This is a genomic window from Bacillus sp. JFL15 (genome assembly GCF_001184225.1).
Taxonomy (GTDB): domain Bacteria; phylum Bacillota; class Bacilli; order Bacillales; family Bacillaceae; genus Bacillus; species Bacillus siamensis.
Window position 1 is genome coordinate 3743644 of sequence record NZ_KQ236689.1, and the last position, 14609, is coordinate 3758252.

Genomic DNA, 14609 nt, shown 5'->3' on the forward strand with positions numbered 1-14609 from the left:
AGCGCCTCAATCAGGCGCTTCCAAATAATAACGTAACTATGATGATTGATGCAACCACCCCGATCAAATCAGCAAGAAGACCAACCTTTAAAGCATCCCCCATTTTTTTGATGCCGACCGCCCCGAAATACACAGTAAGGACATACAGCGTCGTGTCAGTCGATCCCTGCATGACCGAGGCCAGTCTGCCGATAAATGAATCAGGCCCGTACACGGCGATCAAATCCGTCGTCATGCCGAGCGCCGCCGTACCCGAAATCGGACGGATCAGAGCAAGCGGCACGACCTCTGCGGGAATGCCGAGCGCCGTAAAGAAAGGCTTGCAGAGCCCCATGACAAAATCAAGCGCGCCCGAGGCCCGGAATACGGTTATCGCCACAAGCATCCCGACCAAATACGGAATGATGGAAAACGCAATCTCAATTCCTTCTTTTCCGCCTTCAACGAATGATTCATAAGTCGGCACTTTTTTGATCGTGCCGTATATCAATATACCGGCGATAATAATCGGAATCATGGCTAAAGACAGCCAATTCACCATTTCCATTCGCTTACCTCCCTTTTCTTTTGCGGCGGTACCAGAAGTAGCGGTCAATGAAAATAGCGCCGATACCCGAAATTAAAGTCGCTAAGATGGTCGGCCCGACGATATCGGTCGGTGATTTCGCCGAATAGGCCATGCGGACGGCAATGACGGTTGTCGGTATCAATGTAATGCTCGAAGTATTTACCGCCAAAAAGGTAATCATGGAACGGCTGGCCTCAGACTTGCCTCCGTTCAGCTTTTTCATCTGCTCCATGGCTTTAATGCCGAGGGGCGTCGCCGCGTTTCCCAATCCAAAAAAGTTTGCCATGAGATTTGATAAGATGTATCCCATTGCCGGATGATCAGGAGGGATATCAGGAAACAGCTTAGAAATAAACGGACGGCACATTCTGCTGAATATATCCAAAAGACCGGACTGCTCAGCTATTTTCATCAGGCCGAGCCAGAACACGAGGACGCTCATTAATCCGAACGAGATCGTAACCGCTTCTTTCGCTCCTTTAAAAACCGCTTCATTCACATCCTGCAAGGTTCCGTTAAACATCGCAAAGACCAGTCCGATTACCGTCAGACAGACCCAGATTAAATTGACCATGCTGAACCGCCCGCCGCGCTCATAAACAGGCTCGTAAACGTTTCAATGAAATGCTTTTTCGGTTTTTTAAGGTGCTCGTTTTCATAATAGACGGGGACCTTGGCGATCACTTTCCCATCATGCATAACAGTCATCCGGCCGACGACATCAGGAATGAGAGAAGCATCCTTTTTCCAGGCTTTTTTCGGCTTTATTAAGGTTGTGCTGATTTTCACATCATCGATTTCATCCTCTTTTAACAAATACTTGACATCCCGGGAAATAAAAGCGTGTTTTCCGTAAAACGTCTTTTTCAGCTTCGGGATGCCGCCTTTTTTGGCGACGATATAGGTTTTATAGTGCTCAAAGACATAATTAAACATATTCATATGGTCATCCCAGTCATCCGGATCATTTATGGTGACTGCGATAAGATCCGTTCCGTCTTTTGAAGCCGTCGAAACGAGTGTCCGTTTCGCGATTTTTGTGTAACCCGTTTTTCCGCCTGTGCTGTAACGATAAAGCCCTGTCAGAAGCTTGTTTTTATTTTTCCATACCCGGTCCATCGTTTCCGCTTTATACACTTTGGTGCCCGAAACAGTCCGGTATTCCTTGATCTTCATCGCGTATTTAGTCAAAAGGGCCATATCATACGCCGTTGAATATAAATTTTCATGGTCGTCCAGCCCGTGGGGGTTTTGAAATTTTGTATTTTCCATTCCGATTTGCTCGGCTTTTTGGTTCATCATAAATACAAAACCGTCAAGACTTCCGCCGACATATTCAGCAATGGCCGCAGCGGCGTCATTTCCCGACCTCAGCATAAGCCCGTAAACGAGATCTTTCAGCTTCACTTTTTGTCCCGGCTGAAGATAAATGGCTGAGCCTTCCGTTTTTACGGCATTCGGCGAAACCGTCACCATCTCTTCCATCTTCCCTGATTCAATCGCCAGCACCGCCGTCATGATTTTCGTAATGCTCGCGATCCGCCGCTTATGGTGTTCGTCCTTAGCAAACAACACCCTGCCTGATGCACCGTCGATAATAATCGCGCTTTTTGCGCTGACATGTATTTGGGCATGTGCCGTATTTCCGTCTGTAATGGAAAACAAAATAACAAAAGTCAAAAGAAATACGGCAGCTTTTTTGAGAAAGCGCATGAATGCTCACGTCCTTGTTGTGGGTTTGTACAAGTTTATGCGCATGTCCATGACTTATGAATACCAATTGCATCTCTTTTACGTAAAAAAACTCTCCCTTTTGGGAGAGTTTTTTTATCTGGATGATACCATATTCGAGCCTGATGCTTCATATTGCGCCAATTCTTCACGCATGCGCAGAAACTCACTGCTCAGTGAAAGCAGCAGGCTCCGCAGCGAATCGGGCACATGCTGATAAAATTCAATCGCACTTTGGCCTGTATAAGCGGCGCGGCTGTTTTCGTACCACGTATCCTTTTTCGGCATGAAAAATTCTTCCACGCACTGATGATACACTTTATAAAGCGTTTTTTCCGCTCTCGCCTCATGAAACGGCTCCTGCATTAAGAGCCGGCGGCAGGCTTCCTGGGCGCCTTCGCAAAAGACGGTCATCCTTCTCAGCACACTGAGCACGTCGCGGCAGTATGCCTCATCCGCCTTTCCAGAAGCCTGCATTTCCGGTAATGTTGTATGATTTAAATAACTGTTGACCATCGTGACAACCTCGGCTAAAAATTCACCAGTTTCTTCAGTATGGGCCCTCACAATCGAATTTCCCATTTCCGTCCGTTTCCTTCCTCTCTTGTACTTCGTCAATTTGCGTTATTCATCAATGGCCTTTCCCTATTATCGTATGATGAAAAACCGTTATTATTTAATATCCTCAAAAGTTTGGTTGAAGTTTTCAAAGAATAAGTCGGCTTCCTCCTGGAGAACGTCTTCTTCCGCATTTTCAGGAAGAGGCGGAAGCTCGTCCAGTGTTTTTAAGCCGAATTGTTCAAGAAATACCGGGGTCGTGCCGTATAAAATCGCCCGGCCGGGACCGTCGGCGCGTCCCACCTCACACAGCAGCGCTTTTGACACGAGACTGTGCAGAATCCGCTCAGACTTCACGCCCCGGATATCTTCAATTTCCGCCCGTGTGATCGGCTGCTTGTATGAAACGATCGCCAGCACTTCTAAAGAAGCCTGTGACAGTCCCTTTGACGGCACCTCGATTAATTTTTTCAAATAAGGCACAAATTCTTTTTTCGTTGCAAGCATATACGTATCCGCATATTCGGTCAGCTCAATGCCCCTGCCGTCTTCCTTGTACTGGGCGGCCACTTCTTCCATGATTCCGGCCAGTTCCGCCTCTTCTATTTCAAGCACCGTCACCAATTGCTTTTTGGTCAGCCCTTCATCACCCGCCGCATACAGCAGGGCTTCCACAATCGCTTTCCAATTCACGATATCAAGCGCCATGAATGGATTCACTCCCCGTAATGTATATATCTGAAAAGTTTTCTTCCTGTTCGATGATAATCTGCTGATTTTTCATCAGCTCCAGAACGGCTAAAAACGTCACGACGAGATGGTCTTTTTGCCGAGAAGGAAAAAGCTCCGTAAAGTTGATTCTTCTTCCCGCCGTCTTTAAGCTTTTTACGATTTCGTTCATTCTGTCTTCAATCGGTATTTCCTGTCTTGTAATAGTGGTTTCTTTCGGCCGCGAGATTTTTTTACGCTGAAGCACCTTTTGAAACGCACCGATCATGTCATAAACGGTCACCGACAGCCTCTGCTCCGTCTGTTTGATTTCTTTTGCATACTCACTTAAATCACTCGGCGGCTTTGTAAATGACTTTTGTCTTTCTTCTTCCCGCTCTTTTAAATCCTTCGCAGCGGTTTTATATTTTCTATACTCAATCAGCTTTTCAATCAGTTCGTCCCGAGGGTCTTCCTCTTCGAGCATTTCATCTTCAAACAGCTCTTCCTCTTGTTTCGGAAGCAGCATTCTGCTTTTAATGCTGAGAAGCGTCGCCGCCATGACCAGATACTCACTGGCGACATCAAGTTCAAGCACTTGCATTGTATGTACATATAATAAATATTGTTCAGTAATGGTTGCCACGGGTATGTCGTATATGTCGATTTCAAGACGGTTAATCAGATGAAGCAGCAGGTCCAATGGGCCTTCAAACGTATCAATTTTCACTTGATATTCTACCATTATCTCACCATTTTCAATATCACTCTCATTGCCGGAAAAACTGGCTACCCTTTAGTATAATCCACCGAAATGCTCTCGTCCAATACTTTTCTAATTGTGCTTCGTTATTTAGAAAATACTGAAAAAAGAAGGTATACGCCTATACCTTTAAAGGCGGATGCACATATGATAGCCGTGTAAACATGAAACAAAGGGAGGCTGATTTCAGATGGGCGGAGCTTGTTTCGGCGGAGGTTTTGCATTAATTGTCGTTCTGTTTATTTTGCTTATTGTTGTAGGGGCATCTTATATCTGCTAGTTCTTCACGTTTCAGACGCCAAGCCGCTCTTTTTTTCCTTTTCATAACGCTGTGGTACACTGGTTTTAGCAAAAGGAGGAAGCGGCTTGTATCCAAAAGCTTATATCGGCTTTTTGGCCGAATTTCACGCATCAAGAGATTATTTTGAGTGTCATGAACTGTTAGAGGAATATTGGAAAGAAAGCCCGCCTGAGGAGCGGAGCATTCATTGGGTCGGCCTGATTCAGCTAGCCGTCGCTCTGTATCACCAGCGAAGGGGAAATGAAGCCGGGGCGAAACGGCTGATCGCCAACAGCTTACGCATTCTGAGGGCTGAAAAACAGGCTGTCAGCTCTCTCGGCCTCAGCCATCCAAAGCTGATAGAGCTGATAGAGTCGCTGTCAGACGATATAAAAGCCGGCCGGCCGTACAAAAGTGTTATGCTGCCGATTACAGATGACACTCTGAAAGAAGCGTGTCTTGCCGAATGCCGCCGCAAAGGCTATACATGGGGGCAGGCCGGCGTATCAGATACCTTTCTTATTCATAAACACCGCCTGCGGGACAGGACGGATGTCATTAAGGAACGCGAACGGGAAATGGAGAGAAGAAAAAAAAGCAGAGGCTGACGGACAGCCCTGCTTTTTCTGCATAAAAACAGCTCCCGAAACCGTGAAGATTCCGGGAGCATTTGTCAGTTATTATATGAAATATCCTGATCTTTTTGATGTTGACAGCGTTCAAAAAAGCTTTGCGTTAATTCATTCGGAACGAGTGCCTCCGTTTTGAACAGACGTTTTAAGGCGTCCATCATTTGCTTTCCGATTCCTTGATGGCGGTGAGAAGGATTCACGCTGATATGGCGGATTTCAACCTCTGAGTCTTTTTTTTCGACTCCGATCGCTCCGACGATATCTTCATCCTCTTTCCAAAGAAAGAGCTGGCGGCCAGTATCCGTTTCATAGTCCTTTATTGTCTGCTGAAGCTGCTTGAGATCTTTTTCATTCGGCATAAATGACAGAAGACCCATTGCAATCTTTTCAAACGATTTTTTATAACGAATTAACATAAAAACCCCTCTATATCCAAAATGTCCATTCATGTCCTAGCAAACGGATGAATAAAGGCGATCCGTTTCCTCACATTATATCATTTTCGCCGCTGTTTTAAACGCTTTTCAACAAATTATTCAAATGAACGGTTTAGATTCGCCATTTCAATGGCGGATACTGCGCAATCCGCTCCCTTATTTCCGGCTTTTGTTCCTGCGCGTTCGATCGCCTGCTCAATGGTTTCAGTCGTTACGATACCGAAGATAACCGGGACGCCCGTCGCCGTGCCCGCTTGAGCGATGCCTTTTGCTGCTTCGTTGCAGACATAGTCATAATGCGTTGTCGCTCCTCTGATCACCGTGCCGAGTGTAATTACGGCATCGTATTTTTTCGTTTCCGCCATTTTTTTTGCCGCAAACGGGATTTCAAACGCTCCCGGCACCCAAGCAACGTCAATGTCATTTGATTCTACACCGTGGCGAAGCAATGTATCTTCCGCTCCGCTTAACAGCTTGCTCGTAATAAATTCATTAAATCTGCCGACGACGATTCCGATTTTAAGTCCTGTTCCTACTAAGTTACCTTGTATGATATTCATATGTTATCCATCCTTTTTTGTGAGATTTGTTTTTAGAAATGAAGCAAGTGTCCGAGTTTGTTCATTTTGGTTTGTAAATAATTCCTGTTATGCTCACCCGCCTCCATTTGAAGCGGCACCCGTTCTGAAATGCTCAGTCCGTATCCTTCAAGGCCGGCGATTTTCCGGGGGTTATTGGTTAAAAGTTTCATATGCTGAACCCCCAAATCGCGGAGAATCTGGGCGCCGATCCCGTAGTTGCGCAGGTCAGGCAGAAAGCCGAGCGCTTCGTTCGCTTCAACCGTGTCATACCCCTCTTCCTGCAATCGATACGCTTTCAGCTTATTGATTAAACCGATTCCTCTTCCTTCCTGACGCAAATACAATAAGACGCCTCGGCCTTCTTCGGCAATTTGCGCAAGCGCGGCATGTAGCTGAGGCCCGCAATCACAGCGGTGGGATGCAAACACATCGCCCGTCAGGCATTCTGAGTGCACTCTGACAAGAACGGGTTCGCTGCTAAACGGGACATCACCCATAACAAAGGCGAGGTGTTCTTTTCCGTCAACCTCGTTTGTATATCCGTAAACCCGGAACGTGCCGAAGTCAGTCGGCAGCGTAATGTCAACTTCTCGGTTCACAAGTGTCGTAATGTTGTAACGGTATTCTATTAAGTCTTTTATCGTAATCATTTTCAGTCGGTGGCGTTTGGCGATTTCTGATAACTCCGGCACTCTGGCCATTGTGCCGTCTTCATTCATAATTTCACAAATGACGCCCGCTCCTTGAGAGCCGCATGCTTTTGCAAGGTCAACGGCTGCTTCCGTGTGGCCCGCCCGCTTCAGGACGCCTCCTTTTTTTGCGATTAAGGGAAAAATGTGGCCTGGACGCTGAAAATCATCAGACACAGATTCCTCGTTCAACAGCGCCTGAATCGTAAAAGAACGTTCTTGAGCGCTGATGCCTGTTTTTGTCAGTCTGTGGTCAATGCTGACCGTAAACGCGGTTTCATGTGAGTCCGTATTATGATCGACCATCGGGTGAAGATCCAGCCGGGCGGCAATATCTTCAGAAAGCGGCGTGCAGATCAGGCCCCTCCCATGGGTCGCCATAAAATTGACCACTTCAGGTGTGGCATGCTCAGCGAGCGCTACGAAATCTCCTTCATTTTCTCTGTCTTCATCATCGACAACGATGATGACTTCACCTTTTTTCAGCGCCTCTAACGCCTCTTCTATTGGATGAAACATATTGATCTTCCTTTCTAAAAGCCGTTCTCGCTTAAAAAAGCTTCTGTGATCGTTTGATTGCTTTTCGTTTGTTCTGTTTTGTGCAAAAAGCGGTATAAGTATTTGCCGATCATGTCACACTCAATATTTACGGTCGAGCCGACTGTTTTCGTCTGAAAAATCGTTTCTGAGATGGTATGCGGAATAACAGATACCGTCACGCTTTCGTCTGATAAACCGAAAATCGTCAGGCTCACGCCGTCTACCGTAATTGAACCTTTCAAGACGAGCGTTTTCGTCAATTCAGGCGAAAGTTTCAGATCGTAATAAACCGCGTTGCTTTTTTTCTCAATCCGGGTAATTTCCGCCGTTCCGTCCACATGCCCGGATACAAAGTGGCCGCCGAAGCGTCCGTTGGCGGACATCGCTCTTTCCAGATTGACTTTGCTGCCTTTTGACAAGCCGTTCAGCGAAGTGGCTTTTACGGTTTCCGGCATGACATCAACCGTAAATTGATTATCAGAAAATCCGGTTACGGTCAGGCAGATGCCGTTTACCGCGATGCTGTCGCCAAGTTTCACATCGCTTGTCACTTTTGAAGCGGCGATGGTTAAAGCCATGGAAAGGCCTGTCTTTTTGATTGCTTGGATCGTGCCTGTTTCTTCAACGATTCCTGTAAACATCGTCACCATCCTTTCCGTCTTTAGGTATGGCCGTCAGTTTTATATCCGGCCCGATTTGGGTGATTTGTGTGAATTGTAAATGGGGGACATCTTTCATTGATTGAAAACCTTCACCGGAGATCAAGCTGGGAGCAAGCGTTCCTCCGATTAATTTAGGGGCGAAATAGAAATGAAGCTCCTCGAAACAGCCTTCCTTGACAAAACTTCCGTGTACGGATGCGCCGCCTTCCACATAAACGGACATTATGCCGTTTTCAGCGAGAATGCTGAGCACCTCAGGAATGTGAATGCGGTCTGTTTCAAGCGAAAAGACTTTTATTCCGAGTGCGGTCAGCCGGTCTTTCTTTTGCACGTCAGCGTCTTTGGCCGTAAATATCCATGTCGGCGCGGCGCCGTCAGTGACCACATTTGCCGTTTCCGGAATGGTCAGCTTTGTATCGAGAATGACTCTGACCGGCTGCTTGACCGCATCGGGCAGCCTGCAAGTCAGGCTCGGATTATCGGCTTTGACTGTGCCTGCTCCGACAAGAATGCTTTGATGCGATTTCCTGTATTGCTGGGCATCAAGCCTTGCCGCCTCTGAAGTAATCCATTTGCTGTCACCGGTTTCAGTCGCTGTTTTCCCGTCAAGGCTTGCGGCCGCTTTCAAGGTGACATACGGAAGTCCGGTCCTCATGAAGTGAAGAAACATTTTATTCAGCTCTTCTGCCTGCTGCCTGAGAATTCCCGTTTTCACTTCGATGCCCGCTGCTTCCAGCATTCTGATGCCTTTTCCGGCGACTAGCGGATTTGGATCCGTCATAGCAACAAATACCCTTTTTATTCCCGACTTTATCATCAGTTCGGCGCATGGCGGTGTTTTTCCGTAATGGCTGCAAGGCTCCAGCGTCACATACATATCTGCGCCTTTTGCGTGACTGCCTGCCATATTGATCGCGTGCACTTCCGCATGGGCTTCTCCGTATTGCAAATGGGCGCCCATTCCGACGATCTGGCCGTTTTTGACGACGACAGCACCGACAAGGGGATTAGACTGCGTCTGCCCTTCACCGCGTCTGGCAAGCTCTATTGCCGTATTCATATAATATTCTTCCATCGTTATCCCTCCCTTCTTCCACGCAATTTGGCGTCAAAAAAGCCCCGAATGTTTACACAGTTCGGGGCTTTGCCAGTTTTAATCCATAGGAAATAAGACTATACAGTATGATTATTTTTTGCATAGCTTCTCTCATCCTTCTCCCATCCAGACTTTCACTGTCGGCTTCAGCTTTTCACTGAATCCACCGTATACAGATGCATACGGGTCACGGGCTGTAAAGCGCAAAACGCCTTATTACCGCCGGTCGGGATTTTCACCCAGCCCCGAAGGATACAATCAATATTTTTTTGTCCTTATCCGCTATTATAACATCCTTTGCGGCAGGCGCAATGAATTTGCACCTCATTTTTCAGAAAAAATAAAAAGCGCCCTTTTTCCAAAAAAGGCGCCTTTATTTATTCGTTTACTTTAACAACCTTCAATAAGCCGTCAATCCGGTTTGATTTGCTGAAATACGCTTTAATCTTATCTCCTTGTTTCACGTCGGAAAGATCCTGCTTCAGCTTGTCGCCGTTAAAAATGATTTTTGTGCCGTTTGCTGCCGTGCCGTGGTATTCGGTTCCTTCTATTTTCGTAATTTTATATGTTTTCACTGTATATTCTTCTTTTTCTTGAGACAGGGTTTGTCCGATAGCCGTCGGCACGTCTTTCAGCTCAATATCGTTTATGACCATAAAACCGCCCGCCAATAACAGCAGCAGTACAAGTAAAATGGCTGCTTTTGTTTTAATTCTTCCCATTTTTCTACCTCCAGCCGTATCAATCTATTCATTACTATGTCATATTCCTTTTTTTCATGAATAGAAAACCGTTCTTCCCTGCGTGAGTTATTCATATAACGTTTCGTCAAGGGAAGATGTTTCATGTATCTGTAAAACTTTCTATCTATTAAATAGATATACGAATTTATGTTCTGTTTTTGTGGGTAGGGAGATTAATTTATATAAAAAAAAGCAGTTTTCTCATAAAGAAAACTGCCGTACGGTTTATTTCGTCTTGCGGATTTCGTTAAACGGGAAGAAGACGAATTTTGATGTGCCCGCGATTTGTTTTTTCGTAAAAAGACCGAGGCCGTTGCGGCTGTCCATAGATTCTCTGCGGTTATCACCCATGACGAAATATTTGTCGTCCGGCACTTTCACCGGGCCGAAGTCTTCCGTCAGCCGGTCATAGCCGCCTTGCTTCGCTTTTTTCTTGTTTGCCGCTAAATACGGTTCGGACACTTTTTTGCCGTTGATGTACAGCTGGTCGTTTTTCATTTGCACCGTGTCGCCGGGAAGTCCGATAATCCGTTTGACATAATGTTCATTTTCTCCGTTCAGAACGACGATCTGTCCGCGTTTGAAGTCGCTTATGTATTTGACCGTCATATTGACAAAGATTCTCTCGCGGTCATGCAGCGTCGGTTCCATTGATCTTCCGTCAACGAGATAAGGAGCAAATAAAAAGTTGCGGATGAGCAATGCGAGAACGACAGCGATGATAATGGCTTTCGCCCAATCAAGTACGGCGCTTTTTTTAGAAGTTTTTTCTTTTTCTGATTTCAAGTGATTTCCTCCCATTAGCCATGGTCGTTTTTATTTTACCATGAATCCCTGCACAGAGGGCAAATAAGCCCCGCACCTCATCCATTTTTTTCATTTTATAAGCCGGATCTGCTGATTTTACGGTATTTTACGAAGCTTCCGATCCGCCAAATGCACAAATACACAAAAGCAAGCTCCATTGTTAAAACGGCAAATTCCGTCGCGTCAATGTTTTTGAAATATTGACTGAGCACGATACGGATCGCAATAATCGCGATAATGACATATTTAAAGTTTTTATTCCGCTTAGAGTACACAAAGCCGTCTTCCCGGATTTCATATGCGGTTTGCGACAGCATGATGAAGCCAAATACTGCGCCTAACAGCCCGGCGATGGCGAGCTCCCAAACAGCGGGAAGATGAAACGGCTTTCCTGGGATATTCATGAGCTGGCTGATGCTCAATGAAAAAATGACGGCGATAATCAAAAGCGGGAGAATGATGCCGAAGCCGCCGCCTTTAATCGGCCTGTTTCCTTTTTTCAGCCTGAACCAAAAAATAAGTGCGATAATGATAATGACAAATAAAACGGTTGCCAATTGAACCAACGTTTTTACCTCTTTTCATTCTTGTAATCGGTCTTTTACACTATACCAGAGTGACCGCCGAAGTTCATATATGTATTTTTTCATGATTTACACATGAGAATTTTCATATACATAAAAAAACCCGCCTCCAAAAGGCGGGTTTTTCCGTCATTAACCTTCTACACGGACTTCTTTCATTTTGTCTCCGTTAGACATGTTTTTCGCGTGCTCTAAACCGCTTGTCACTTTTCCGAATACAGTATGAACGCCGTTTAAATGCGGCTGCGGCTCATGTACGATGAAGAATTGGCTTGAACCCGTGTCTTTACCGGCATGCGCCATTGATAAAGAACCGGCTTCGTGCTTATGCGGATTGCCTTCTGTTTCACATTTGATCGTTTTTCCGCTTCCGCCCATGCCTGTCCCAGTCGGATCTCCGCCTTGGCTGACAAAGCCTGGAATCACGCGGTGAAAAATAACGCCGTCATAAAAGCCTGTATTCGCCAGGTTTTCAAAGTTAGCGACTGTATTAGGTGCTTCATTCGGGTAAAGTTCAAATTCGATTCTGCTGCCGTTCTCCATTTCGATGTAACCAGTTTTCATTCTCATTCCTACTTCCATATGTTTTTTGTCAAAGCCTTCTTCAATATGAATTTCAATTGTAAGCCGGCTTTCTTTTTGATATTCTTTTGAAGGAAGATGCGTCTGCTCTTCTTTTCGCGGCTATTATACCACACCTTCAGCCGGAAAACGAATCTCCCCGCTTCCAAAGAAAGAAAATGAAACCAGAACAGCATCACAGCCGTCTATGTAACGGAACTGCTTCACGCAGTCCCTCACAAACCGCTTCAAAACGGCATTTGTGAAAAGAAGGAGGTTAACCGCTTTGAAAAAAATGTGGATTCGATTGCTGGCGGCGGCCGCAGTATTGTGCACAATACCGAAAATCAGCCTGGCCGATGCCGCAGTCGGAGATGTTATCGTCACACTGGGGGCAGATCTGTCAAACGCAGACCGTCAGAAAGTGCTTGACGAATTAAATGTCCCTGATAACGCGACAAAGGTGACAGTCACGAATAAAGAAGAACATGAATATCTGGGAAAATATATATCGAATGCCCAAATCGGCACAAGAGCCATTTCTTCATCATCCATCACGGTGGAAAAGAAAGGGTCCGGACTTGACGTCCAAACCCATAATATTGATTCCATTACGGATGAGATGTACTTAAACGCCCTGATGACAGCAGGCGTGAAAGATGCAAAAGTATACGTGACGGCGCCGTTTGAGGTATCAGGAACCGCCGCATTGACAGGAATCATTAAGGCGTATGAAGTGTCATCAGACAAAGCGATTTCAGAAGACGTAAAACAGGTCGCCAACCAAGAGCTTGTCACAACTTCAAATCTCGGGGAAAAAATCGGAGATAAAAACGCCTCCGCGCTTATCGCCAACATTAAAGACGATTTCGCGAAAAACGGTGTGCCCGATACAAAAGAAGGAATCGAGAAAAAAGTCGATGATGCGGCATCAAACCTTAACATTACACTGACTGACGCTCAAAAAGACCAGTTAGTTTCATTGTTTAATAAAATGAAAAATGCCAAGATTGATTGGGGCCAAGTCGGCAATCAGCTCGATAAGGCAAAAGACAAAATCACAAAATTCATTCAATCCGATGAAGGCAAAAGCTTTATCCAAAAAGTCATTGATTTCTTCGCTTCAATTTGGAATGCGATCGTGTCTGTATTTACAGGAGACAGCGGATCAACTTCTTCAAACAGCTGAGACAAAAAAGAGACCGGACTCCATTGTCCCGGTCTCTTTTTTATTTATTGTTTGACCCCCGTCTTAAACGGCAGATCCAGCTTTACGATGTCTTCATAAGTTTCCCTTTTAATGACAAGATGCGCTTCGCCGTCTTCCACAAATACGACGGCAGGCCGCGGAATGCGGTTGTAGTTGTTAGCCATGCTGTACCCGTATGCTCCCGTGCAGAAGACGGCGAGAAGATCGCCTTCTTTCACTTCCGGAAGATCTATATCCCAGATGAGCATATCCCCGCTTTCACAGCACTTACCCGCAATGGACACTGTCGTGTCGTGGTGTTCTCCGATTCTGTTTGCCGAAACGGCTTCATATTTGGCTTGATAAAGCGCAGGACGGATATTGTCGCTCATGCCTCCGTCAACCGCTGCATATTTACGGGTGCCGGGGACTTCTTTTTGCGAGCCGATGGTATAAAGCGTCGTTCCGGCGTCGCCGACGAGCGAGCGCCCCGGTTCAATCCAAATTTCCGGAATGTCAAAAGCATGCAGCGCTGCGTTTTCTTTTACCGCTTCGATTATTTTTTCAACGTAGACGGCAGGATGAAGAGGTTCATCCTCTTCCGTGTAACGGATGCCGAAGCCGCCCCCTAAATTCAGCACTTCAGAGACGAAGCCGAAAGATTCTCTCCATTCACTCAGTTTTGCGAAGATTTTTTCTGCGGCCAGCACAAAGCCCGCCGTATCAAAAATTTGTGATCCGATGTGGCAGTGAACACCGAGAAGATGGATATGGTCTGACTGCAGCACTTGCTCAATCGCCTTTTCTATTTGCCCGTTATGCAGATCAAAGCCAAATTTGGAATCTTCCTGTCCGGTCGTAATATAATCATGCGTGTGCGCCTCTACTCCTGGGGTGATCCGCAGAAGCACATCCATGGTGCGCCCTGATTTGCTGCACAGTTCCGCGAGTAAGGATATTTCATAAAAATTATCAACGACGATGCAGCCGATTTGATGATCGAGCGCCATTTTCAATTCTTCTCTGCTTTTGTTATTGCCGTGAAAATGAATCCGGTCAGCCGGAAAACCAGCCGAAACCGCCGTAAACAGCTCTCCGCCGGATACAACGTCCAGTGAGAGCCCCTCCTGCTCAGCAAGCTGTATCATTGCAACGGAGGAAAACGCCTTGCTCGCGTATGCGACCTGCGCTTTTAAATCCGCGTCAATGAATGCCTGTTTAAAACTTTTAGCGCGCTCACGTATTAAAGCCACGTCATAAACATAAAGAGGCGTGCCGTAATGCTCCGCTAAATACAGGGCATCCACACCTCCGATTTCCAGATGACCTAGTTTGTTTTGTCTGCTTGTGCCATGTAAGAACAATGCTCATTCCCTCTTTCTGATCCGCATATGGGTGAAAAGGACAGCTTTTTTTGAGCTGTCCTTATACAAGTCCCGCATAAGTTAAGACATACAATATCATAATCTTCTGTCGGTTT

The 14609-nt window shown here is 46.0% G+C and carries 19 protein-coding genes and 1 riboswitch; of the genes, 3 read left to right on the forward strand and 16 right to left on the reverse strand.

Features of this window, described 5'->3' with window-relative positions:
• Nucleotides 1-10: 10 nt before the first annotated feature.
• From spmB to AD710_RS18340, 6 genes are all read right to left on the reverse strand, one after another.
• Complete coding sequence (gene spmB, locus AD710_RS18315) at nt 11-547, reverse strand: spore maturation protein SpmB (protein ID WP_003153387.1); 537 nt, start codon at nt 545-547, stop codon at nt 11-13.
• A 4-nt stretch (nt 548-551) separates the two neighbouring features.
• Nucleotides 552-1142 (reverse strand): nucleoside recognition domain-containing protein, encoded by a 591-nt coding sequence (locus AD710_RS18320; protein ID WP_003153385.1) that lies wholly within the window; start codon nt 1140-1142, stop codon nt 552-554.
• Entirely contained in the window at nt 1130-2281 is a 1152-nt protein-coding gene (locus AD710_RS18325) for a D-alanyl-D-alanine carboxypeptidase family protein (RefSeq protein WP_047475704.1), read from the reverse strand. The genes AD710_RS18320 and AD710_RS18325 overlap by 13 nt, the downstream gene beginning before the upstream one ends.
• Nucleotides 2282-2395: 114 nt before the next feature.
• Nucleotides 2396-2881 carry a DUF3907 family protein gene (locus AD710_RS18330; RefSeq protein WP_016939138.1) on the reverse strand — a complete coding sequence of 162 codons (486 nt, stop codon included), beginning with the start codon at nt 2879-2881 and terminating at the stop codon, nt 2396-2398.
• A 90-nt stretch (nt 2882-2971) separates the two neighbouring features.
• Nucleotides 2972-3565, reverse strand: coding sequence for an SMC-Scp complex subunit ScpB (gene scpB / locus AD710_RS18335; RefSeq protein WP_016939139.1), 594 nt, complete (start codon nt 3563-3565; stop codon nt 2972-2974).
• Entirely contained in the window at nt 3555-4310 is a 756-nt protein-coding gene (locus AD710_RS18340) for a segregation/condensation protein A (protein ID WP_016939140.1), read from the reverse strand. The genes scpB and AD710_RS18340 overlap by 11 nt, the downstream gene beginning before the upstream one ends.
• Nucleotides 4311-4518: 208 nt before the next feature.
• Here AD710_RS18340 and AD710_RS19425 point away from each other — a divergent pair, with 208 nt between their 5' ends.
• Together AD710_RS19425 and AD710_RS18345 are read left to right on the forward strand one after the other, a co-directional pair.
• The gene (locus AD710_RS19425) at nt 4519-4608 is read left to right on the forward strand and encodes a YjcZ family sporulation protein (protein ID WP_016939141.1); all 90 of its coding nucleotides are present in this window, start codon (nt 4519-4521) and stop codon (nt 4606-4608) included.
• A gap of 86 nt (nt 4609-4694) precedes the next feature.
• Nucleotides 4695-5216 carry a DUF309 domain-containing protein gene (locus AD710_RS18345; protein ID WP_047475701.1) on the forward strand — a complete coding sequence of 174 codons (522 nt, stop codon included), beginning with the start codon at nt 4695-4697 and terminating at the stop codon, nt 5214-5216.
• A 65-nt stretch (nt 5217-5281) separates the two neighbouring features.
• Here the strand turns inward: AD710_RS18345 and ribT are convergent, their stop codons facing one another.
• The 9 genes from ribT to AD710_RS18395 form a co-directional block, all read right to left on the reverse strand.
• A complete protein-coding gene (gene ribT, locus AD710_RS18350) occupies nt 5282-5656 on the reverse strand; it encodes a GNAT family N-acetyltransferase RibT (protein ID WP_003153373.1) in 375 nt (124 codons plus the stop codon).
• Between the two features lie 116 nt (nt 5657-5772).
• The gene (ribH, locus tag AD710_RS18355; protein ID WP_003153372.1) at nt 5773-6237 is read right to left on the reverse strand and encodes a 6,7-dimethyl-8-ribityllumazine synthase; all 465 of its coding nucleotides are present in this window, start codon (nt 6235-6237) and stop codon (nt 5773-5775) included.
• Between the two features lie 32 nt (nt 6238-6269).
• A complete protein-coding gene (locus AD710_RS18360) occupies nt 6270-7466 on the reverse strand; it encodes a bifunctional 3,4-dihydroxy-2-butanone-4-phosphate synthase/GTP cyclohydrolase II (protein ID WP_016939143.1) in 1197 nt (398 codons plus the stop codon).
• Nucleotides 7467-7480: 14 nt separating this feature from the next.
• Nucleotides 7481-8128, reverse strand: coding sequence for a riboflavin synthase (gene ribE, locus AD710_RS18365; protein WP_045925494.1), 648 nt, complete (start codon nt 8126-8128; stop codon nt 7481-7483).
• Nucleotides 8109-9224: a bifunctional diaminohydroxyphosphoribosylaminopyrimidine deaminase/5-amino-6-(5-phosphoribosylamino)uracil reductase RibD gene (gene ribD, locus AD710_RS18370; protein ID WP_049628714.1), complete on the reverse strand. Its 1116-nt coding sequence runs from the start codon at nt 9222-9224 to the stop codon at nt 8109-8111. Before ribD ends, ribE begins: the two co-directional genes overlap by 20 nt.
• 131 nt (nt 9225-9355) lie before the next feature.
• A riboswitch (FMN riboswitch) is annotated at nt 9356-9502 on the reverse strand.
• Nucleotides 9503-9622: 120 nt separating this feature from the next.
• Nucleotides 9623-9967 (reverse strand): hypothetical protein, encoded by a 345-nt coding sequence (locus tag AD710_RS18380; RefSeq protein WP_049628716.1) that lies wholly within the window; start codon nt 9965-9967, stop codon nt 9623-9625.
• A 246-nt stretch (nt 9968-10213) separates the two neighbouring features.
• Nucleotides 10214-10789: a signal peptidase I gene (gene lepB, locus AD710_RS18385; RefSeq protein WP_032864909.1), complete on the reverse strand. Its 576-nt coding sequence runs from the start codon at nt 10787-10789 to the stop codon at nt 10214-10216.
• Nucleotides 10790-10869: 80 nt separating this feature from the next.
• Complete coding sequence (locus tag AD710_RS18390) at nt 10870-11361, reverse strand: CcdC protein domain-containing protein (protein ID WP_016939148.1); 492 nt, start codon at nt 11359-11361, stop codon at nt 10870-10872.
• Between the two features lie 150 nt (nt 11362-11511).
• Nucleotides 11512-11943 (reverse strand): peptidylprolyl isomerase, encoded by a 432-nt coding sequence (locus AD710_RS18395; protein WP_038463262.1) that lies wholly within the window; start codon nt 11941-11943, stop codon nt 11512-11514.
• Nucleotides 11944-12226: 283 nt separating this feature from the next.
• Here AD710_RS18395 and AD710_RS18400 point away from each other — a divergent pair, with 283 nt between their 5' ends.
• Complete coding sequence (locus AD710_RS18400; RefSeq protein WP_049628717.1) at nt 12227-13129, forward strand: DUF1002 domain-containing protein; 903 nt, start codon at nt 12227-12229, stop codon at nt 13127-13129.
• A 44-nt stretch (nt 13130-13173) separates the two neighbouring features.
• Here the strand turns inward: AD710_RS18400 and lysA are convergent, their stop codons facing one another.
• Nucleotides 13174-14493, reverse strand: a complete 1320-nt coding sequence (gene lysA, locus AD710_RS18405) for a diaminopimelate decarboxylase (RefSeq protein WP_016939152.1) — start codon at nt 14491-14493, stop codon at nt 13174-13176.
• Between the last annotated feature and the right edge of the window lie 116 nt (nt 14494-14609).

Coding starts and splice junctions, on each gene's coding strand:
- scpB (WP_016939139.1), bottom strand. CDS start 3,565: ATGGCGCTTGATATCGTGAATTGGAAAGCGATTGTGGAAGCCCTGCTG.
- AD710_RS19425 (WP_016939141.1), top strand. CDS start 4,519: ATGGGCGGAGCTTGTTTCGGCGGAGGTTTTGCATTAATTGTCGTTCTG.
- ribE (WP_045925494.1), bottom strand. CDS start 8,128: ATGTTTACAGGAATCGTTGAAGAAACAGGCACGATCCAAGCAATCAAA.
- AD710_RS18380 (WP_049628716.1), bottom strand. CDS start 9,967: ATGGGAAGAATTAAAACAAAAGCAGCCATTTTACTTGTACTGCTGCTG.
- ribD (WP_049628714.1), bottom strand. CDS start 9,224: ATGGAAGAATATTATATGAATACGGCAATAGAGCTTGCCAGACGCGGT.
- AD710_RS18395 (WP_038463262.1), bottom strand. CDS start 11,943: ATGAAAACTGGTTACATCGAAATGGAGAACGGCAGCAGAATCGAATTT.
- AD710_RS18340 (WP_016939140.1), bottom strand. CDS start 4,310: ATGGTAGAATATCAAGTGAAAATTGATACGTTTGAAGGCCCATTGGAC.
- ribH (WP_003153372.1), bottom strand. CDS start 6,237: ATGAATATCATACAAGGTAACTTAGTAGGAACAGGACTTAAAATCGGA.
- ribT (WP_003153373.1), bottom strand. CDS start 5,656: ATGTTAATTCGTTATAAAAAATCGTTTGAAAAGATTGCAATGGGTCTT.
- AD710_RS18360 (WP_016939143.1), bottom strand. CDS start 7,466: ATGTTTCATCCAATAGAAGAGGCGTTAGAGGCGCTGAAAAAAGGTGAA.
- AD710_RS18330 (WP_016939138.1), bottom strand. CDS start 2,881: ATGGGAAATTCGATTGTGAGGGCCCATACTGAAGAAACTGGTGAATTT.
- AD710_RS18325 (WP_047475704.1), bottom strand. CDS start 2,281: ATGCGCTTTCTCAAAAAAGCTGCCGTATTTCTTTTGACTTTTGTTATT.
- AD710_RS18320 (WP_003153385.1), bottom strand. CDS start 1,142: ATGGTCAATTTAATCTGGGTCTGTCTGACGGTAATCGGACTGGTCTTT.
- spmB (WP_003153387.1), bottom strand. CDS start 547: ATGGAAATGGTGAATTGGCTGTCTTTAGCCATGATTCCGATTATTATC.
- lepB (WP_032864909.1), bottom strand. CDS start 10,789: ATGGGAGGAAATCACTTGAAATCAGAAAAAGAAAAAACTTCTAAAAAA.